The 18,460-nt window shown below is 62.6% G+C and carries 18 protein-coding genes; 9 read left to right on the forward strand and 9 right to left on the reverse strand.

Annotation, left to right across the window (positions count from 1 at the left end):
- The first annotated feature begins 43 nt into the window (after positions 1–43).
- The 3 genes from NEI07_RS16660 to NEI07_RS16670 are packed head-to-tail and all read left to right on the forward strand — an operon-like array spanning position 44 to position 3,971.
- Complete coding sequence (locus NEI07_RS16660) at positions 44–1,156, forward strand: microcin C ABC transporter permease YejB (protein ID WP_256036097.1); 1,113 nt, start codon at positions 44–46, stop codon at positions 1,154–1,156.
- The gene (locus NEI07_RS16665; RefSeq protein WP_256036098.1) at positions 1,153–2,325 is read left to right on the forward strand and encodes an ABC transporter permease; all 1,173 of its coding nucleotides are present in this window, start codon (positions 1,153–1,155) and stop codon (positions 2,323–2,325) included. Before NEI07_RS16660 ends, NEI07_RS16665 begins: the two co-directional genes overlap by 4 nt.
- Positions 2,322–3,971, forward strand: coding sequence for an ABC transporter ATP-binding protein (locus tag NEI07_RS16670; RefSeq protein ID WP_256036099.1), 1,650 nt, complete (start codon positions 2,322–2,324; stop codon positions 3,969–3,971). Before NEI07_RS16665 ends, NEI07_RS16670 begins: the two co-directional genes overlap by 4 nt.
- Here the strand turns inward: NEI07_RS16670 and NEI07_RS16675 are convergent.
- The 3 genes from NEI07_RS16675 to NEI07_RS16685 are packed head-to-tail and all read right to left on the reverse strand — an operon-like array spanning position 3,954 to position 6,708.
- On the reverse strand, positions 3,954–4,463 hold the full coding sequence (locus NEI07_RS16675; RefSeq protein WP_256036101.1) for a MaoC/PaaZ C-terminal domain-containing protein: 510 nt from the start codon (positions 4,461–4,463) through the stop codon (positions 3,954–3,956). The two genes, NEI07_RS16670 and NEI07_RS16675, sit on opposite strands and share 18 nt — an antisense overlap.
- Positions 4,460–5,323, reverse strand: a complete 864-nt coding sequence (locus tag NEI07_RS16680; protein WP_256036103.1) for a C40 family peptidase — start codon at positions 5,321–5,323, stop codon at positions 4,460–4,462. The genes NEI07_RS16675 and NEI07_RS16680 overlap by 4 nt, the downstream gene beginning before the upstream one ends.
- Complete coding sequence (locus NEI07_RS16685) at positions 5,320–6,708, reverse strand: leucyl aminopeptidase family protein (RefSeq protein WP_256036104.1); 1,389 nt, start codon at positions 6,706–6,708, stop codon at positions 5,320–5,322. Before NEI07_RS16685 ends, NEI07_RS16680 begins: the two co-directional genes overlap by 4 nt.
- 460 nt (positions 6,709–7,168) lie before the next feature.
- Here NEI07_RS16685 and NEI07_RS16690 point away from each other — a divergent pair, with 460 nt between their 5' ends.
- The 3 genes from NEI07_RS16690 (at position 7,169) to NEI07_RS16700 (ending at position 9,424) form a co-directional block, all read left to right on the forward strand.
- Positions 7,169–7,339, forward strand: a complete 171-nt coding sequence (locus NEI07_RS16690) for a YegP family protein (protein ID WP_256036105.1) — start codon at positions 7,169–7,171, stop codon at positions 7,337–7,339.
- 335 nt (positions 7,340–7,674) lie between these two features.
- Positions 7,675–8,025 carry a P-II family nitrogen regulator gene (locus NEI07_RS16695; protein WP_281432879.1) on the forward strand — a complete coding sequence of 117 codons (351 nt, stop codon included), beginning with the start codon at positions 7,675–7,677 and terminating at the stop codon, positions 8,023–8,025.
- 130 nt (positions 8,026–8,155) lie between these two features.
- Positions 8,156–9,424: an ammonium transporter gene (locus tag NEI07_RS16700; RefSeq protein WP_256036106.1), complete on the forward strand. Its 1,269-nt coding sequence runs from the start codon at positions 8,156–8,158 to the stop codon at positions 9,422–9,424.
- Positions 9,425–9,426: 2 nt separating this feature from the next.
- On the opposite strand, the gene NEI07_RS16705 is transcribed toward NEI07_RS16700, so the two are convergent.
- Together NEI07_RS16705 and NEI07_RS16710 are read right to left on the reverse strand one after the other, a co-directional pair.
- Positions 9,427–9,816 carry a type II toxin-antitoxin system VapC family toxin gene (locus NEI07_RS16705; RefSeq protein ID WP_256036107.1) on the reverse strand — a complete coding sequence of 130 codons (390 nt, stop codon included), beginning with the start codon at positions 9,814–9,816 and terminating at the stop codon, positions 9,427–9,429.
- Positions 9,803–10,078, reverse strand: a complete 276-nt coding sequence (locus tag NEI07_RS16710; protein WP_256036108.1) for an AbrB/MazE/SpoVT family DNA-binding domain-containing protein — start codon at positions 10,076–10,078, stop codon at positions 9,803–9,805. The genes NEI07_RS16705 and NEI07_RS16710 overlap by 14 nt, the downstream gene beginning before the upstream one ends.
- A 217-nt stretch (positions 10,079–10,295) precedes the next feature.
- Between NEI07_RS16710 and rplM the strand changes: the two genes are divergently transcribed.
- Both rplM and rpsI read left to right on the forward strand, forming a co-directional pair.
- Positions 10,296–10,766: a 50S ribosomal protein L13 gene (gene rplM / locus NEI07_RS16715; RefSeq protein ID WP_256036109.1), complete on the forward strand. Its 471-nt coding sequence runs from the start codon at positions 10,296–10,298 to the stop codon at positions 10,764–10,766.
- Between the two features lie 2 nt (positions 10,767–10,768).
- Positions 10,769–11,248, forward strand: a complete 480-nt coding sequence (gene rpsI, locus NEI07_RS16720) for a 30S ribosomal protein S9 (protein ID WP_256036110.1) — start codon at positions 10,769–10,771, stop codon at positions 11,246–11,248.
- A gap of 60 nt (positions 11,249–11,308) precedes the next feature.
- Here rpsI and NEI07_RS16725 read toward each other — a convergent pair whose 3' ends face one another.
- The 3 genes from NEI07_RS16725 to NEI07_RS16735 form a co-directional block, all read right to left on the reverse strand.
- The gene (locus tag NEI07_RS16725; protein WP_256036111.1) at positions 11,309–11,659 is read right to left on the reverse strand and encodes a hypothetical protein; all 351 of its coding nucleotides are present in this window, start codon (positions 11,657–11,659) and stop codon (positions 11,309–11,311) included.
- Between the two features lie 76 nt (positions 11,660–11,735).
- Positions 11,736–13,031, reverse strand: a complete 1,296-nt coding sequence (locus NEI07_RS16730) for an MFS transporter (RefSeq protein ID WP_256036112.1) — start codon at positions 13,029–13,031, stop codon at positions 11,736–11,738.
- Between the two features lie 185 nt (positions 13,032–13,216).
- A complete protein-coding gene (locus NEI07_RS16735) occupies positions 13,217–16,723 on the reverse strand; it encodes a DUF3971 domain-containing protein (protein WP_256036113.1) in 3,507 nt (1,168 codons plus the stop codon).
- Positions 16,724–16,859: 136 nt separating this feature from the next.
- On the opposite strand from NEI07_RS16735, the gene NEI07_RS16740 reads away from it, so the two are divergent.
- On the forward strand, positions 16,860–17,378 hold the full coding sequence (locus NEI07_RS16740) for a peroxiredoxin (protein ID WP_256036115.1): 519 nt from the start codon (positions 16,860–16,862) through the stop codon (positions 17,376–17,378).
- 21 nt (positions 17,379–17,399) lie between these two features.
- Here the strand turns inward: NEI07_RS16740 and NEI07_RS16745 are convergent, their stop codons facing one another.
- Positions 17,400–18,350 carry a tetratricopeptide repeat protein gene (locus NEI07_RS16745; protein ID WP_256036118.1) on the reverse strand — a complete coding sequence of 317 codons (951 nt, stop codon included), beginning with the start codon at positions 18,348–18,350 and terminating at the stop codon, positions 17,400–17,402.
- Between the last annotated feature and the right edge of the window lie 110 nt (positions 18,351–18,460).

Raw genomic sequence — 18,460 nt, forward strand, 5'->3', positions numbered from 1 at the left:
CGGGAGCCGAAATGCGGCCGATGCAAAAGAACGCGAGACGTTAATGGGAGCCTATATCGCCCGCCGCGTGCTGCTGATGATCCCGACGATCCTTGGCATCATGCTCATCTCCTTCGTCATCGTGCAGTTCGCGCCGGGCGGTCCTGTGGAGCGCATCATCGCGCAACTGCAAGGCTTCGACGTCGGCGCGACCGGACGCTTTTCCGGCGGGGGCGGCGACGTCGGACAGGGCGGCGCGAGCCAGACCGGAACGATGGCCGCCGAAACCGCCTCGAAATATCGCGGCGCGCAGGGGCTCGACCCGAAATTCATCGCGGAACTCGAAAAGCAGTTCGGCTTCGACAAGCCGGCGTGGGAGCGATTCCTGCTGATGGTGAAGAATTATGCGATGTTCGATTTCGGGCGCAGCTACTTTCGCGACGAGAGCGTCCTCAAGCTGATCGGAGAAAAGCTTCCCGTGTCGATTTCGCTCGGCCTCTGGATGACGCTGCTCTCCTATTCGATTTCAATTCCGCTCGGCATCGCCAAGGCGGTGCGCGACGGAACGAAATTCGACATGTGGACGTCCAACGCCATCATCGTCGGCTACGCGATTCCGAGTTTTCTGTTTGCGATGCTGCTGATCGTGCTCTTCGCCGGCGGCTCCTTCTGGCAGATCTTCCCGCTGCGCGGCCTGATCTCGGACGATTTCTGGCATCTGTCGCTGTTCGACAAGGTGAAGGACTATCTCTGGCACATCATTCTGCCCGTCTCCGCGATGACGCTGGGAGCCTTCGCAACGCAGACGTTTCTGACAAAGAACTCGTTCCTCGACGAGATCCGCAAGCAATATGTGCAGACGGCGCGCATGAAGGGCCTGACCGAGCGGCGCGTGCTCTATGGACATGTGTTTCGCAACGCGATGCTGATCGTCATCGCCGGCTTTCCCGGCGCATTCGTACACGCCTTTCTCACCGGCTCGGTGCTGATCGAAACGATCTTTTCGCTTGATGGACTGGGCTATCTGTCTTTCGAGAGCATCGTCAATCGCGATTATCCGGTCGTCTTCGCCAACCTCTACATCTTTGCGCTGCTCGGACTTGTGGTGAATCTCCTGTCCGATCTCACCTATACCTGGATCGATCCGCGCATCGATTTCGAAACGCGCGAGGTTTGACGGTGAGCGCAGCAGCCGACGCCCAAACGCATCTCGCCCCGCCGCTTCATCGCGAAGGCTGGCTGCGGCTCACGCCGCTCGACCGGCGACGCCTCGACAGTTTCAAGGCGAACAAGCGCGGCTATTGGTCGTTCTGGGTCTTCATGACGCTGTTCATCATGGCGCTCGGCTCGAATTTCCTGGCCAACGACCGGCCGATTCTGGCCTGGTACAAGGGCCAATTGCTGTTCCCCGCCTTCGTGTCCTATCCGGAAGAAAAATTCGGCGGCTTCCTGGCCCGCACCGATTATCGCGATCCTGTCATCGCCGACGAGATCAAAGCGCATGGCTGGATGCTGTGGCCGCCGATTCGCTTTTCCTATGACACGCATAATCTCGAGCTGCCGACGCCCGCGCCCTCGCCGCCGACCTGGATGCTGACGCAGCAGCAGTGCGAGATCGCCGCGGCGAAAGGTCTGCGGCCCGGCGAGGCCAATCGCGGCTGCGCCGCGCTCGAATATAATTGGCTCGGCACCGATGATCAGGGCCGCGACGTCGTCGCGCGCCTGCTTTATGGATTTCGCATCTCGGTGCTGTTCGGACTGATCCTGGCGACGATCTCCTCGATCGTCGGCGTCGCCGCGGGGGCGATACAGGGCTATTTCGGCGGGCGCGTCGATCTTGTGTTCCAACGCTTCATCGAAGTCTGGTCGTCGCTGCCGCAGCTCTATCTGCTCATCATCATTTCATCCTTCTTGACGCCCGGCTTTTTCGTGCTGCTCGGCATCCTGCTGCTCTTCTCCTGGGTGTCGCTGGTGCATGTCGTTCGCGCCGAGTTCCTACGCGCGCGCAACTTCGAATATGTCAACGCGGCGCGTGCGCTTGGGCTGAGCAATTTCAAGATTATCGTCAAGCACCTGCTGCCGAACGCCACCGTCGCGACGCTGACCTTCCTGCCCTTCATTCTCAACTCGTCGATCACCACGCTTACGGCGCTGGACTTTCTAGGGTTTGGCCTGCCGCCGGGCTCGCCCTCGCTCGGCGAACTGTTGCTGCAAGCAAAATCCAATCTCCAGGCCCCTTGGCTGGGACTGACCGGTTTTGCGATCATCGCGCTGATGCTGTCGCTTCTGGTCTTTGTCGGCGAGGCGGTCCGCGACGCCTTCGACCCGAGGAAGAATTTCCGGTGACACCTCACGGCGCCGCAGCGCCTTCCCTCCTCAATGTTCGCGATCTCTCGGTCACCTTTCGGCAAGGCGGGCATGAGACCAAGGCGGTCGATCGCGTCTCCTTCTCTCTTGAGCGGGGCAAGACTCTGGCGCTCGTCGGCGAATCCGGCTCCGGCAAGTCGATCAGCGCTCTATCGATCGTACGCCTGCTTCCTCCTGGCGCGATCGCGTCCGGCGAGGCGCTGTTCAACGGCGAGAATATGCTCACGGTCGACGACAATCGTCTGCGCGCCATTCGTGGCGCGGGCATCACAATGGTGTTCCAGGAGCCGATGACGTCGCTCAATCCGCTGCACATGATCGAGCGGCAGATTGCGGAGATTCTCGAACTGCACGGCATGCGCGGCGAAGACGCGGTTCGGAACCGAGTCGTTGAGCTTCTCGGTGAAGTCGGCATTCCTGATCCTCAGGCGCGGCTAAGCGCCTATCCGCATCAGCTCTCGGGCGGCCAGCGTCAGCGCGTCATGATCGCCATGGCGCTCGCCAACAAGCCAGATCTGCTGATCGCCGACGAGCCGACCACCGCGCTCGACGTCACGGTTCAGGCGCAGATTCTCGCGCTGCTCGAGCGGCTTCAAAAAACCTACGGCATGGCGATGCTGTTCATCACGCACGACCTCAGGCTCGTACGCCGTTTCGCCGATACGGTCTGCGTGATGCAGAAGGGCCAGATCGTCGAACAGGGCGAGGTGGGAGAGGTCTTCACATCGCCGCAGCATCCCTACACCAAGGCGCTGCTCACGGCGGAGCCCAAGGGCGCGCCGATTATCGAAGACACGCAAGCGCCCGTCGTCGCATCGGCCGAGCAACTGCGCGTCTGGTTTCCGATACGCCGCGGCTTCATGCGTCGGATCGTCGGCCATGTGAAGGCGGTGGACGGCGTCACCCTTTCGGTGCGCGAAGGCGCGACCGTCGGCGTCGTCGGCGAATCGGGCTCCGGCAAGACGACGCTGGCGCTGGCGATGCTGCGGCTCATTCGCTCGGAAGGTCCGATCGTCTTCCTCGGCGAGCGCATCGACGGCAAAAGCGTCGACGCCATGCGTCCGCTTCGCCGCGACATGCAGATCGTCTTTCAAGACCCTTACGGCTCGCTCTCGCCGCGCATGTCGGTCGCGGAAATCGTCGCCGAAGGACTGACCGTTCAGCGGCCCGAACTTACGCTCAATCAGCGCCGCGAAATCGTTGCGCGCGCGCTGCAGGAAACCGGGCTCGATCCATCGACGATGGACCGCTACCCGCACGAATTTTCCGGCGGTCAGCGGCAGCGGATCGCCATCGCCCGCGCCATTGTGCTCGAACCGAAATTTGTCGTGCTGGACGAGCCGACCTCGGCGCTCGACATGTCCGTGCAGGCGCAGATCATCGATCTCTTACGCGACCTGCAGCGTCGCCGCTCGCTCGCCTATCTCTTCATCAGTCACGATCTGCGCGTCGTGAAAGCGCTCGCCGCCCATCTCATCGTCATGCGCTATGGCAAGGTGGTCGAGGAAGGGCCGGCGAGTCAGGTGTTTTCCCAGCCCAAGAGCGAGTATACGCGCGCGCTCTTCGCGGCGGCGTTTCGCAACGAGGCGGAGCCCATTCCGGGCAACTCAGTTGCCGGAAAATGATCCCGGAATCGCCGTGGCGTCGTTTGAAGTTTCGCCTGCCCGCGCAGGGTCGCGGAAGGCGACGACTGTGACGCGCTGCGTCAGCACGACTTCGCCGCGCTGATTATAGGTCGCCATATCCATCGAAACGAAGCCGCGATCGGCATAGCGGCGCGGATGAACAATTCGCGTGACTTCGGCTTCCACTCTTAAGGAGTCTCCCGGCCGCACCGGGAGTTTCCAGGCGATATGCGCCTCAACGCCGACGAGCCCGCCTGCAAAAGGCGGATCAGCTGAGTCGATGAGCAGCTTCACGCTCAGGGCGCCGGTTTGCCAACCGCTGGCGACGAGCCCGCCGAACATGCTGTCTTTTGCCGCCTCTTCATCGAGATGAAAATACTGCGGATCGCTGTCGCGCGCGAAGCGGATAATATCCTGCGCGGTGACCGTGACGCTCGCCGAGCACAACCGCTGCCCGACGCGAAGATCTTCCAGATAAAGCCTTTTCGTCATGCCCAAATGTCTTTCGGCAATCGCTTCACGCTGGTGACCGGACCAGCCCCCGCCGCCTCGTTGCGCGCGCGCACGACGTCGAGCGGCTCGCTGGCGACTTGCATATGCGTCGCGTTGGCGTGAAGCAGCGTCACGGGGTCGCGCATGACGCCGACATGCCCCTTCCAAAAAACGATGTCGCCGCGCAGGAGCGGGACGCCAGGATCGAGCCGCGCGCCGAGCGCAGCTTCCTGCATATCGGTGTCGCGCGGCGAGTGAACGCCCGCCATCAGCAACGAAACCTGCAAGAGTCCCGAGCAATCAACGCCCATCCAAGACTTGCCGCCCCAAAGATAGGGCGCGCCTAGAAGCGTCTCGGCCACGGCGACAAAGTCGGGCGCCTTCGCCTCGCGCGGCACGAGATGTTTGCGATAGATGAATCCGAGCTCCGGCGTCACGCAAAAACCGGCGCGCTCTTCGGCGATCGCGACTTCGGCGCCGAGCGGCAGCGCGTTGAGCGGCGGCAGTTTGATGTTGGGACCCGGATAGATGAAGGTCCGCGGAACACGGACTCGATGCGTCGGCGCGCTCAATTCGCGCCATAGCGTATTGGCGGCGATCCAGCCGACATAATTGTCGCGCGCAAGTTGCGCCCACGCCCAGCCTTCCTCCTCATCGTAAACGGTGACGCGCTCGCCATAGATCGCCTGAGTGTCGACGGCGGCGTCGGGACGCGGTTCGCGGCGAAGGTTGACGACGCAGTCTCTGACCTCCATCGCGACGCCTTCCACATAGCGGTCGGCGCTCACGCGTCCCTTGAGATAGGCGGCGGCGACTTCTGGACGCGCGGGCGTCAGCCGCCGATCGAACTCTTCGCTCACGGCTTCGCGTTCCTCTGCTCGGCGCGCGCTTCGATCAATTCATAAAGCAGACGCGCCGCCTGCACCTCGCCGCCCTCCGGGCGGCCGGGCTTCGTCGACGGATTCCAGCAGTAAACGTCGAAATGCGCCCAGCGCTTGGGATCCGCCACGAAGCGCCTCAGAAACAGCGCGGCGGTAATTGATCCAGCGAAGGGCCCGCTCGTGACGTTGATGAGATCGGAGATCTTGCCATCGAGACCGCTGTCGTAATTGTCCCAGAGAGGCATCCGCCACACGGGATCGTTCACGGCGCCGGCCTGCCCAGCGATCTCTTGGGCAAGCGCGTCATCGCCGGTATAGAACGGCGGAATCTCCGGACCGAGCGCGACCCGCGCGGCGCCCGTCAGCGTCGCGAAATCGAACAGCAGATCGGACGGCGTTTCGCTCGCATAGGCGAGCGCATCGGCAAGGATGAGCCTCCCCTCGGCGTCCGTATTGCCGATTTCGACGCTCAGGCCTTTGCGGCTGCGGTAAATGTCGCTCGTTCGAAACGCCGACGCCGAGATCGAATTCTCGACGATCGGCAGCAGCACGCGCAAACGGACCGGCGCATTGCCGTCAAGCAGCATCGCCGCAAGCGACAGGGTCGTCGCGGCGCCGCCCATGTCCTTCTTCATCAGCGCCATCGCGCTCGAAGGCTTAATGTCGAGCCCGCCCGTATCGAAGCAGACCCCCTTGCCGACGAGCGTGACGCGCAGACCGTCCTCGGGGCCGTGCTCAAATTCCACGAGCCTCGGCGCCTGAGCGGCCGCGCGCCCCACGGCGTGAATCAAGGGGAAGTTTTCCGCAAGCAAAGCGTCGCCGACGATGACGCGGGTCTTGGCGCCATGTTTCGCACCGAGAGCGAGCGCCGCTTCGGCGAGCGCCTCCGGCCCCATGTCATTGGTCGGCGTATTCACGAGATCGCGGCCGAGGGCGACGGCTCCGGCGATGCGCTCGATGCGCGCGCGGTCGACGCCCTGCGGCGCGCACAGACGCGGGGCTTCGCTCTTTCGCGCCTTGTAGCGCGAGAAGAAATAGGACGACAGAAGGAACGCCAGCGCCGCTTGCGCCGGCGCCTCGACGCCATCGACAAACCGGTAGAGCCCCTTGGGCAGCGCCGTCGCGAGCTTTCCGGCAAAGAACGGATCGCTCGCCTTTGGCGCCCTGCCCTCCGCGCCGAAAAAGACCCGCGGCGCCCCGTCGGCGTCAGGCGCGATGAGAAGTGCGCCGGGCTTCGCCTCAAATCCCGCAAGCTCCGCAAGACGCGCCGTAGGCTCAGGCAGCTTCGCGCGGCGTTCGGGCCAGTCTTCCTTATTAACGAAATCGATGGCGGTCGCCTTAGGCGACCAATCTTCAAGCTTCATCCGCTTCCGCCGCTTTCCGCGCTCCTGACGATCGGCTTCTACCTCTACCGGGCGACAGCATCACGCCTGGGGAAACTACCGGGATAAAAATGGCTTAGCGAGGCGACCTATTGATTGTTCCGTTTAACCAACCCCCACGCTAAATCCACGCACGCTAGTTTGAGCCCGACCTATCGACATCAGTCCACAGGTTTTATTATCGATTTTATCTATGAGGGTATGCGAATCACCGCCTATGGAGTAAACGGCCCAATCGGTTTGCTACTCCCACAAGCAGGCCGGTGCTCGGAATGACGACCTTTGCTTTGATTTCACCCTGATATCTAGCCCAGGTCAGGGCTTTTAGTCGTTCGCGTGCATCCGCTGGCGATGACGCGACGATTTCTATCCCCCACTCCGAGCCATCGTGGCGATACTCAAAAAGGTATCGCTTAAACTCAACTCCCATAGGGAATTCTCCATGTTCTACTACGTCTACAAGGACACGACCAACCAATGGCGGTGGACGCTGTTCGCTGGGAACAACAAGAAGATCGCTAATTCGGGTGAAGGCTACTTTAATAAGGCCGACTGCCTGAGCGCGATTGCGCTTGTGAAGGGGTCGGCATCAGCTCCCATTCGCGAGAGCTGAGCCTTCCTGGCGTCTGACTGTCTTGGCCCCGCCTTAACCGGCGGGGTCTTTTTTGGGCGAAGCCCTTTGGGGCTGTGACTGATACCAGCCAATTGGTCAATACATATAAAGATGTATTTATTCCTAAAGGCCGTCACGACGAATGTCGCTGGACTTGCCCTCACGGTTGAGGACACATTAAGCCTTATATTTACACATATTGCTTAAATAATAGACCCACCCTGCCTCAACATTGGCGAGAGTCGAATGCGACGCCACAAGGGAAAACGATTATTTTATGCGCAGAATGGCATGCCAATTGCTGAGACAATGTTCAATTCGCCAACCATGAGGGCATGTCTGCGCAAATGAAGATCATCACGGCGATTATTAAACCCTTCAAGCTCGACGAGGTGCGCGAGGCGCTGACGGAAATCGGCGTGCACGGAATGACGGCGACCGAAGTGAAAGGCTATGGCCGACAGAAGGGCCATGCCGAAATCTATCGCGGCGCCGAATATATCGTCGCCTTCCTGCCCAAGGTTAAGATCGACATCGCGCTCCCCGAAGCGCTCGTCGATCGCGCCATCGAGGCGATCAGACTCGCCGCCTACACCGGCCATATCGGCGACGGCAAAATTTTCGTCTCGCCGCTGGAGCGCGCCATGCGCATCCGCACCGGCGAAACCGACACCGACGCGCTCTAAGCGCCTTCCCAGTCTTAAATCAGGATTCACGATGCAGAGCTCGTTTGCGCGCGCGGCTATATCATTCGTCAGCGGGAAGATTCCGCGAGTCCGTTGGGATAGTTTTGGCGCGGCGCTCGCCGCAACCCTTATGGCCGGCCCAGCTCTCGCACAGGACGGCGGGGGCAAGATCGACGCCGCCGACACCGCCTTCATGATCGCCGCCACCGCGCTGGTGCTGATGATGACGCTGCCCGGGCTCGCGCTTTTTTACAGCGGCATGGTGCGCAAGAAGAATGTGCTCGCCACAATGGCGCAGAGCCTCATCGCCACCGCGCTCGTCTCGCTGCTGTGGATCGGCGTCGCCTACAGCCTCGCCTTCAGCGGCGAGGGCGCCTATATCGGCGACGCCTCGCGGTCGCTTCTTGCAGGGATCGGGCTCGACACGGTGAGCCCCTTCGCCAAGACGATCCCCGAAATCCTGTTCATGCTCTATCAAATGACCTTCGCGGTGATCACCTGCGCGCTGGTCGCCGGCTCCGTCGCCGAACGCATGAAGTTCTCCGCCTTCATGCTGTTTTGCGTGCTGTGGCTGTTCATCGTCTATGTGCCTTCCGCGCATTGGGTCTGGGGCGGCGGATTTCTGCAGAAGCTGGGCCTCCTCGATTTCGCCGGCGGGACGGTCGTGCACATCAATGCCGGGATCGCCGGCCTCGTTTGCGCGCTCGTCCTCGGCAACCGCGTCGGGTTCGGGCGCGAAAACCTCTCGCCCTTCGATCTCTCGCTCGCCGTCGTCGGAACCGGACTGCTCTGGGTCGGCTGGTTCGGCTTCAATGGCGGCTCGGCGCTCGCCGCCAATTCGCGCGCGGTCTTCGCCATTGTGGCGACGCATCTCGCCGCCTGCGCCGGCGCGCTGGTGTGGAGCGGGCTGGAGTGGCTCCAGCGCGGCAAGCCGTCGGTGCTCGGCGTTATCTCGGGCGCCGTCGCCGGCCTGGGCACGATCACGCCGGCCTCGGGCTATGTCCTGCCTTGGCACGGCGTCGTCATCGGGATCATCGCCGGCGGCGTCTGCTATTGGTTCTGCACCGTCGCGAAATTTAAATTCCGCTACGACGACACGCTCGACGTTTTCGGCGTGCATGGCGTCGGCGGCATCATGGGCACGCTGCTCGCCGGAGTCTTCGCCACGCGCGCGATCACGGCTTCGGAAGCCGATCCGGGCGTAGCGGGTCTGCTCGAAGGCGATCCGCATCAGCTTTACGTGCAGGCGATCGGCGTTCTCGTCACCATCGTCTGGTGCGTGATCGGCACCTTCGCGACGCTAAAAATTGTCTCGGTGATCACGCCGCTTCGCGTGAATTACGACGATGAACGCGAGGGCCTCGACATCGCGCTGCATGGCGAAGCGCTGCATCAGTAAAATTATAGGCTCCGCACTCCACCGGCGCCGGCGCGTTTGGCGGCCTTGGCGAGCCGCGCGTCGAAGCTGACGAATGAATCGCAGTCGCCGGATTGAGAAAGGTGAAGAGCGTCAGCGAAATCCATTCCGCGTTCGGCCCAGGCCAGCGCCTTCGCTAACGAAGGCGCGTCCTGCACTACAACATTGCGCAGACCGGCGAATGCGCGCAAAGCGCCGATAACGCGCGCGCGCTCAAATCCATAGGCGCTGCGCAACACCCATTCGGTTTCGAGCAGCACGGTCAGTGTGACGAAAACGGTTTCTTGTTCAAAGATGTGTTTCGCCTTGGCCGATTGTTGCGGGTGATCATTAGCCAAAAGCCTAACGACCACATTCGTATCAATCGCCAGCATTGCGGCGCTTCGCTTCGGCAAGGACGCTCGCATCCATATCTTCGATGGATTTCGGCGGCCCTGCATAGTTGAGCATGCCTAAGACGTCTTCCAGCTTGGTAGGCGTGAACAGGGACGCTTCTTTGAGCAACACCCCTTCTGCAGTCTCCTCGATCGTCAAGGAAGCGCCCGATTCCCAGTTTCGCCGCTGACGGATTGATTTGGGGAGCACAACCTGCCCCTTTGTGGAGAGCCGAACCGTTCGCTTGTCAGCCACGCCCATCACAGCCACCCCAAAAGTAAGATGCAGTAAGAATAGCGAGTTTAGCGAGCGGGGCAAGATTTGTCTTCGGACGGTATTCCGTTACCCCAATCGAAATAACCAGACTTTGCTAAGCATCCAAGAGGATCGAAGGCTCAGAAACCGCTTGACCTCCCCTCGCCTATCCCCTATCCACTCGGCTTCCGAACACTTCGCGTTCTGACGGAATTCCCATCCCATGTTTGGCAAGACCTATTCGGCGACTCCCGCCGACATCGAAAAGAAATGGGTGCTGATCGACGCCTCCGGGCTCATCGTCGGCCGCCTCGCCACCATCATCGCGCTGCGTCTGCGCGGCAAGCACAAGGCGACGTTCACGCCGCACATGGACGATGGCGACAACATCATCGTCATCAACGCCGAAAAGGTGGTCCTGACCGGCCGCAAGCGCGACCAGAAGGTCTATCACCACCACACGGGCTTCCCCGGCGGCATCAAGGAACGCTCGGCGAAGTTCCTTCTCGACGGGCGCTTCCCGGAGCGAGTCCTGGAGAAGGCCGTGCAGCGCATGCTCCCGCGCGGCCCGCTGGGCCGCAAGCAGTTCGGCAATCTGCGCGTCTATAAGGGCGCCGAACATCCGCATGAGGCGCAGAGCCCACAGACGCTCGACGTCGCCGCCCTGAACGTCAAGAATAGCCGGAGCGCCTGATCATGGCCGAGACCACCCTTTCCTCGCTTTCCGACCTTCAGGGAAGCGTCGCCACAGCGCCCGAGTCGCCGCGCTATGTGCAAAAGCTCGACAAGCAGGGCCGCGCCTATGCGACCGGCAAGCGCAAAAACGCCGTCGCGCGCGTCTGGATCAAGCCGGGCCCCGGCAAGATCACCGTCAACGGCCGCGACGTCGAAGTCTATTTCGCCCGTCCGGTGCTGCGCATGATTCTGGCTCAGCCCTTCGGCGTCACCAAGCGCACGGGTCAATATGACATCGTCGTTACGGTCGCCGGCGGCGGACTTTCGGGTCAGGCCGGCGCGGTGCGCCATGGCCTCGCCAAGGCGCTGACCGCTTACGAGCCGGAACTGCGTCCCGCGCTCAAGAAGGAAGGCTTCCTGACGCGCGACTCCCGCGTCGTCGAGCGCAAGAAATACGGCAAGCGGAAAGCTCGCCGCAGCTTCCAGTTCTCGAAGCGCTAAGCTTCGCGGCTTCAAGGCAAGCATTTGCAAAGCGGCGCTTCGGCGCCGCTTTTGTTTTGATCAGTAGACGCAGATCTTGAAGTCGCTTCCGACCCAACAGGCGGGATCGGTTTTGGAGCGCTTCGCCTCTCCCCAACGGGAGTTGATACCGTCGCGGGTCAGTCCTCGCACTTCCGCCACTCCTGGCAAAGTGACAGAGACGCTGATCACCGTCGCGCCGTCGAACGTGCTTTTCCCAACTGGCGTTATCGAAAAGCTGCCGCCATTTTCAGCCGAAAATTCGCACTGACCGTTAAAAGCCTGCGCGCCATTGCTGACGACGACGCATCTGGCGGGTCGGGCGATCGCCTCCGCGAGCAGGAGCTGCTGCATCATAAAGATCGAAACAATCAAAACCGCAATTTTCTTCATGAAAGTCTCCCGTAGCGTCCGCCGCAGGCGCCAAACTCAATCAACGATCGTCGAACGTCATAGTTCAATGCGGCGATCATTCGATATCCGACTCCCCATGTCTTTCGTGCAGACCCGCGACGCCAAGGAGGCCCGCGCTGGCGCCGAAGATGAGATAGAAGGCGGGCGCTACGGGCGTGTCGAAAAAGCCGATCAACCACGCGACGATAAACGGGGCGAAGCCGCCAAAGATCATCACAGCGACATTGTAGGGGATCGCAAGGCCCGCGGAACGCATGTGCGTGGGAAACTGCTCCGCGAGCGCCGTCGAAAACGCCCCGCAGATGCCCGACATCATGACGCAGAAAGCTATTTGCGCCAACGCCAGCGCCAAAACGGACCGTTCCGCTTGAAGCCAGACATAGAGAGGATAAGCGCACAGTAGAAGCAAACCATTCGACGCCAGCAGCAGCGGCCGCCGGCCGACGACGTCGGAGAAAACGCCCATCAACGGCGTCAGCGCCATCAGCAGCAGGAGCGAGGGCGCCTGGGCGAGGAAGGATTGTTCAAGAGTCAATCCCATCTCGGTCTTTGCGTAGGTCGGCATATAGACGAGGATCACGTAGAATGAGATGGTCGTGCCGATCGTGGCGACGAAACAGACGAGCAGCCTATCGCCGCGCCGGCGGATCAGATCGACAAACGCCTCCCGCGCGCCGCGCACCCTTGCCGTCGCCTTGAAAGCCGGCGTTTCGTCGAGATGATGTCGGATATAGAATCCGACGGGGCCAATCAGCAGGCCCGCGAAAAACGGCAGTCGCCACGCCCACTCATTCACCGCATCCACCGAGAAAATGCTGGTCACGACAATGCCAGCCAGCGTCGCGAGCAGGATCGAAAGCGCCTGCCCGAATACTTGCAGTGAGCCATAGAAACCACGCCGGCCGCGGGGCGCCATTTCAATGAGAAAGCAGGTCGAGCTGGAGTATTCTCCGCCAGTCGCAAACCCCTGCAAGAAGCGGCCGGCGACGATAAGCAGAGGGGCAAAAACGCCGATCCTCGCGTAGGTCGGCGTGAGCGCGACGATAGCCACCGCGGCGGTCATTACGAACATAACGAGTTGCAGCGCCGCCTTTCGCCCTTTCCGATCCGCGTAAAATCCGAAGAAGAAGCCGCCGAGCGGGCGCGTGCAGAAGCCCGCGCCAAAGGTCGCGAGCGCCAGCAAAAGAGAGGCTGTTTCATCTCGGCTTGGAAAGAATGCTTGCGCCAGAACGGAAGCAAAAAAGCCGTAGACGACGAAATCATACCATTCCAGCGCATTTCCAATCACGGCGGCCGCGATCTGTTTGGGCGCTGGCGCGCTCGCTCGGCGCATATTTTGGCGCATATGCATGCAATTCTCGATTGTCCGCGCGTGGCGTCTTGGCGTTCGCAGCCGCAAGGCGCGGCCGCTAGCGCGCGTCCCGGTCACATGAAGTCACGCGATCGATAAGGAAGCGCTCAAATCACAATGCAGGTTTCATTGAATAAGTCCGTCAACTTTTTTTGAACCTGCTGCAAGCGCTTACGAGCGCCAACCTACCGCTGCTGCGGCATTCGCGCGGTGCCGTCGATGACGCCCATGATCTTGCGCATCAACCCGGGAGCGATCGCCGAGAGCGGATTGACGTTGATCGAGGGCGATGAGAGCGCGCCATAGAGGCGATAGCTCAGCGCAAAGACGCCTTCATGCTGTCCGCCGGCGAGCACGACGCCGACCACCGGAATATTCGACAACAGATTGTTCAACGCATAGGCGGGCACATATGAGCCCACGAGATCCAGCCGCTCGCGTGGGAAGTCGATGTAGCCGTCGAAGGTGAGGCCGATCTCGGGACCCGACAGCACGCCCTCGCGCACGGTAAGCTGTCCGCCCGACCAGCTGAAGTCGCTCTCCAATCTGCCGACGCGAACGAGGTCGGGGTCGAAGCGGTAATTGCCGCGATCGTCCGGGCGCGCCGTTCCGCTTTGCGCCATCAGCTGTCTCACGGTCGGTTCGCCGCGCACGAAGAAGTCGCGAATGCGCAAAGCGCCATCGGCGCGGTTTTGACTAAGCTGCACGGTCGCGGTCAGCGCGCCGCTGTCCATCTTCCGATAGATGTCAAAGAAGGAGAGCAGCGAGCCGCCGTCATTTGTCGAAATTTCAAGTTGCGACTGGTTGTCCTGACCGCGCCCCATGCCGACTGTGAGCTGCTCGCGGCCGAAAAAGCCTTTCAGCGCCACCCCGCGGGGCTTGCCGCCGCGACGCTCCAATTTCAGTTCGACGTTTGCGAGAATTTGCTTGCCGTAGCCGGTGACGATCGGCGATTTGAAGTCGAGATCGAGGTCGTCAACGCTGCCCTTGCCGCGGTCGGCGCGCAGCAACCCCTGCATGATCGGGCGAGCGTCGAAATTCGCGCCGCGCGCGACGATCTTCACCAGTTCGCCGCTACGCTGCACGTCGACGCGCATGTCGTCTCCGGGCGAGAGCCGCGCCTGTGAGAGACGGGCGGCGCGGAATGCGCCATCTCTGCCGAATTCGATGACGCCCTGCGCTTGCGTCGGCCCCGCGTCGAAAATGAATTGTTCGAGCGACATCGCCTCGCCGTGGCGCGTCAGCATGAACGAAGACTTTGCCGGCTTTCCCGCCGGCTTCACCAGGCCCGGGAGCGGATTGTCGAAATTCGTCCGGGTGAGATCGAGTTCGATCTGCGTATCGACGTTCTCAACAGGGATCGGCGTGCGTATCGTCGCCAGAATCGGGCCGCTGACGCCGGCGATGGCGTAGCCGGCGCGCTGACGCGCCGCATCGTCGAAAGTGAATGCGACTTGCGCCTGTGCGGGACCCTTGTCGCCAAAGCCGCGGCGCACATCGAGCGTCGCCGGCGCGCCATAGAGTCGGCCGGTTCCGCTCACGCGCAGTCCGGCCTGGTCAGCGACGACATGCAGCGCGCCGCTCTCGAGCTTTTCCCGGCCGATCAGCTTCTCGATCACGAGGTTCGACGTCGTCGCGTCGATGGCGAAAGTCGTGGCCGCGTCGCGCGCCGTCGTCCCTGTCTCGAAATCGACGCGCAGCCGACCCTCGATGGTTCCTTTTAGCGCGCCGGCTTCGACGGGGACAGACGCGTGGTCGGCGATCGCCGGCAATGAAAGCAGGTCGGACACGGCTTCGACGTCGCCGCCCACAGTGACCTCGACCATCGCGGGCGTCGGGCGCAGCGCGCTATCGGCGACCAGGAAGCGGCCGGACGACAGTGCGAGGCGTCGACCCGGCCCGGTCTCCATGGCGCCTGAGGTCGCGTCGAAAGACGCCGTCTGTCCGGTGATCCGCAGTCGCCCGTTGATGCCGGTGAGCGGCGCCATGCCCGGCAGGATCTCGGAGACTGTCGCATCGACGATGTCGCCCTCGGCGAACAGCGAGCGATCCGGCGGCGCCTGCTCATAGCGCATCGCGTTCAGCGCGGCGCCGTCGAAGTCGGCGGCATATTGGGCGCGCTTTAAAACGCCAACCGGCACATGATCGACGAACCAAGTGCGCACGGACGGCGCGACATGCGTCGGCCATAGGCGCGCGAGCGCGCGTATCTGCGTCTCTTCGATGCCCATCTTGAGTATGACGCGAATGTCGTCGCGCCAACTCACTGCGCCGTTGAGGTCGATATGCGTATCGGGACCGTCAAAGGCGAATCTGTCGAAGACGATCTGGCGTTCGTCGCGAAACAGGCGCGCGTTGAGCAGTCCGGCGTCAATGCGGACGTTTTTCTCTCCGGCGCGCTCAGGCGCGACCATGGTTGGCGCTTTCAGGCGCAATGCGATCGTCCACGGCCCATCCAGGCGCGCCGCATCGGCAATGCTTTTCGCCCCCTCGGGCGGGCGCGCATCGCCGACGACGGTCATGTCGAAACCGCCGGCCTTGAACACCAGCGGCGCGATTGCGACTTTGCGCGCGGCCCTGTCCCAAACCGCGACGCCGGCGATCTTTTCGATCATCACTGGCTCGTGATCCGGCTCGTCGAAGCGGAAATAGCCCCGGCCGATCTCCATTTGACCCGACGCTTCGAGCACCTCGTCGCCGGGACCAAGCGCGAATCTCAGGTCGAAGGAGAGCGGCGCGTCGGTGTCGAAGCGGGTCGTGCGGAAGCCACCGGCAAGCGAAATCTCGTCGATCGAAAAATTGCGAAACTGCGCGTGGAAATCCCGCCGTCCTCCCGGCGCGCCCTTTGCGACGGCGACGGCCGTCCAACGCCCCGAGGGGCCGTTGGCCGCCGCGGAGAAGCGCATGCCGGCGCCGCCCTTGTCGAGGCTGAGCGTCACGTCTTCATAGCGGATAGCGCGATCGATCGTGCGATCGTCGATAGTGAGCCGGCCATGCGCCACGCCGAGACGATCGAGCGCGGCGATTGGACTGTTCGGACTCGTGGCGAAGTCCATGAGCCCACGCAGGGCCCCCGCCGCGTCGCGCAGCAGAGTCACGCGCTCCGACCCGGCGCCGTTCGCTGGCGCGCCGGGCGCAATCGCTGGCGACGGCGCAGGAACGGGTTGCGCGCCGGCTGAAATTTCGACGGCGCCGTCCGGGTTGACCGACAGGCGCAAGTCCAGATCGAGAACCTCGAGCCGGCGCAGCTTTATGCGGCCGATCAACAGGGAACGAAGGTCGAGCGACAGCTCCGCGCGGGGCGCCGCGACGATCGGACGACCGTCTTTCTTGACAATGAAATTATCCACGGACAGCGTCGGGCCGTGATCGCCATTGCCAATCGCGGCGGCGCCCAGCGAAAATTCGTACCGGCCGCCCGCGAGTTCGTCGAGCGATTCGACGATGCGCGGCGCGAGCCAAGCAAAGGTGATGGAGCCCTGCGAAATCAGCAGGAAGAAGCCGCCGAAGGTCAGCGCGCACAGCAGCGTTGCGGCCAGCCCGCTGAGCATGAGCAGGCGGGGAAGCCCGCGGCGCGGCGCCAAAAAAAACGGCGGCCGCAACGCCGCGCGACAGGCCTGCTGCATCGCGCGCCCCCCCCTATCGACGACGACTCCGGCGCCGCTAGGCTTGCGCCCCGTCCTGTCGGTCAATTGGCCTCGCTCTCGGCTCGATCGCAGCGCGGACGCGGGCAATGACGCCGGTCTTGGACGCCGGTCTTGCCGGCTGGCGCGCAGTCTGCATCCTACGGGCTGATTTTAGCTGCAGATGCGACGAAAGGAAGGCGCCATGAGCACGACCGCCGGCAAGGCCGAAGCTACACTCAAGGAGGGGAAGAAGGAGGGAGGCTTGAAGGAAGGTAGCTTGGCGCCGGCCTTCGATCTTCCAGGGGCCGGCGGCGAAAAGATCTCGCTCGCCGCGCTGAAGGGCAAAAAAGTCGTGCTCTACTTCTATCCAAAGGACGACACCTCGGGCTGCACGAAGGAAGCAATCGAATTCAACGCCTTACGCGAGAGTTTTGCGAAGGCCAAGGCCGTGGTCGTCGGCATGTCGCCGGACCCGATCAAGAGCCACGACAAATTTCGCGCCAAATATGAATTGTCGCTGCCCCTCGCGTCAGATGAGGGAAAGGACACGCTCGGCGCCTATGGCGTCTGGGTCGAGAAAAGCATGTATGGCCGCAAATATATGGGCGTCGAGCGTACGACGGTGCTCATCGGCCCCGACGGCCGCATCGCCAAGATTTGGCGGAAGGTGAAGGTTCCGGGCCACGCCGAGGAGGTTCTGGCGGCGGCCAAGGCGCTGTAACGCCTGCCGCCGCCCGGGGCTTCAGTTGTGGTCGTGTACGGCTTCGGGAGGGGCGGAATCGGCCGGCGTCGCCGCGCCTGAGCCCTTCTTGGCGATGAGCCTGGCCATGTCGTCCGACCCCTTCTTCGCCGCGGCGAGATCAGGCTTGGCCGCCAGCGCCGCGTCGTAATCAGCCTTGGCGCGGGCGAAGTCCTTCTTGGCCCGCCAGGCGTTGGCGCGATTGACGAGCGCGCCAACGTGGCGAGCGTCGATTTTCAGCGCCGCGTCGAAGTCGGCGATCGCCTTATCGAATTCGCCCTTGGCGTAGTGGCAGGCGCCGCGCCCATTGCGCGCCGCGGCCAGTTTGGGATCGCGCTTGGCGGCCTCGGTAAAGGCCGTGATGGCGCGGTCATGATCGCCTTTCCCGTGATAGAGAGCGCCCGCCGCGACGCCCGGCGCCGTTGATTTTGGGTCGGCTTTCGCCGCATCCTCGAGATCGGCGAGAGCCTTCTCGACATCGCCTTTGGCGCGCCAAATGTAGGCGCGCGCCAGAAGCGCGGCGGCGTTCTTTTTGTCGGCGGCGAGCGCCTGATTATAATCGGCGAGCGCGCTGTCGAGGTCGCCCTTGGCATGATGCGCGGCGCCGCGCGCGGCCTGAATCACCGATGATTTGGGTTCAAACTCCAGCGCCTTGCCGAAGTCCTCGAGCGCATGCGCGTAGTCGCCCTTCGCCTGATAAGCGCCCGCGCGATTGACGTAGGCCGCCGCCTTGTTGTGCGGGGTCTCCTTGTCGATCTCCTGAATGACTTGCGTGCAGCCTGCGATGCGCGCGTCGGGGTCAGGCGCGCGGCACTGACTCCACGCGGGGCTGACGCCGCCCTTATGCGCAGCCATGGCGGGCGCGCTGACGACGAGAAGTGAAGCGGCGATGACAGCCGCCGGACACCGCGCCCGCGCGGCCGCGCGCGCTGCGAGAGTGAGACGCTCATGCATGAATTGGGTGGCTCCCCGGATAGAGTGGCGGCGGCATGCTACCCCATCGGGCCTCGCCCGCAACTTGGAAATGATGGAATTCCGAGCCCGCAGCTGTCTTTTTACAACGA

It is taken from the genome of Methylocystis suflitae (assembly GCF_024448135.1).
GTDB classification, from domain to species: domain Bacteria; phylum Pseudomonadota; class Alphaproteobacteria; order Rhizobiales; family Beijerinckiaceae; genus Methylocystis; species Methylocystis suflitae.

Excerpts from the sequence above, each read along its gene's own strand:
- NEI07_RS16660 (WP_256036097.1), top strand. The coding sequence starts at position 44 with ATGGGAGCCTATATCGCCCGCCGCGTGCTGCTGATGATCCCGACGATC.
- NEI07_RS16675 (WP_256036101.1), bottom strand. The coding sequence starts at position 4,463 with ATGACGAAAAGGCTTTATCTGGAAGATCTTCGCGTCGGGCAGCGGTTG.
- NEI07_RS16685 (WP_256036104.1), bottom strand. The coding sequence starts at position 6,708 with ATGAAGCTTGAAGATTGGTCGCCTAAGGCGACCGCCATCGATTTCGTT.
- NEI07_RS16690 (WP_256036105.1), top strand. The coding sequence starts at position 7,169 with ATGTTCTACTACGTCTACAAGGACACGACCAACCAATGGCGGTGGACG.
- NEI07_RS16695 (WP_281432879.1), top strand. The coding sequence starts at position 7,675 with ATGTCTGCGCAAATGAAGATCATCACGGCGATTATTAAACCCTTCAAG.
- NEI07_RS16700 (WP_256036106.1), top strand. The coding sequence starts at position 8,156 with ATGGCCGGCCCAGCTCTCGCACAGGACGGCGGGGGCAAGATCGACGCC.
- NEI07_RS16705 (WP_256036107.1), bottom strand. The coding sequence starts at position 9,816 with ATGCTGGCGATTGATACGAATGTGGTCGTTAGGCTTTTGGCTAATGAT.
- NEI07_RS16710 (WP_256036108.1), bottom strand. The coding sequence starts at position 10,078 with ATGGGCGTGGCTGACAAGCGAACGGTTCGGCTCTCCACAAAGGGGCAG.
- rplM (WP_256036109.1), top strand. The coding sequence starts at position 10,296 with ATGTTTGGCAAGACCTATTCGGCGACTCCCGCCGACATCGAAAAGAAA.
- rpsI (WP_256036110.1), top strand. The coding sequence starts at position 10,769 with ATGGCCGAGACCACCCTTTCCTCGCTTTCCGACCTTCAGGGAAGCGTC.
- NEI07_RS16725 (WP_256036111.1), bottom strand. The coding sequence starts at position 11,659 with ATGAAGAAAATTGCGGTTTTGATTGTTTCGATCTTTATGATGCAGCAG.
- NEI07_RS16730 (WP_256036112.1), bottom strand. The coding sequence starts at position 13,031 with ATGCATATGCGCCAAAATATGCGCCGAGCGAGCGCGCCAGCGCCCAAA.
- NEI07_RS16740 (WP_256036115.1), top strand. The coding sequence starts at position 16,860 with ATGAGCACGACCGCCGGCAAGGCCGAAGCTACACTCAAGGAGGGGAAG.
- NEI07_RS16745 (WP_256036118.1), bottom strand. The coding sequence starts at position 18,350 with ATGCATGAGCGTCTCACTCTCGCAGCGCGCGCGGCCGCGCGGGCGCGG.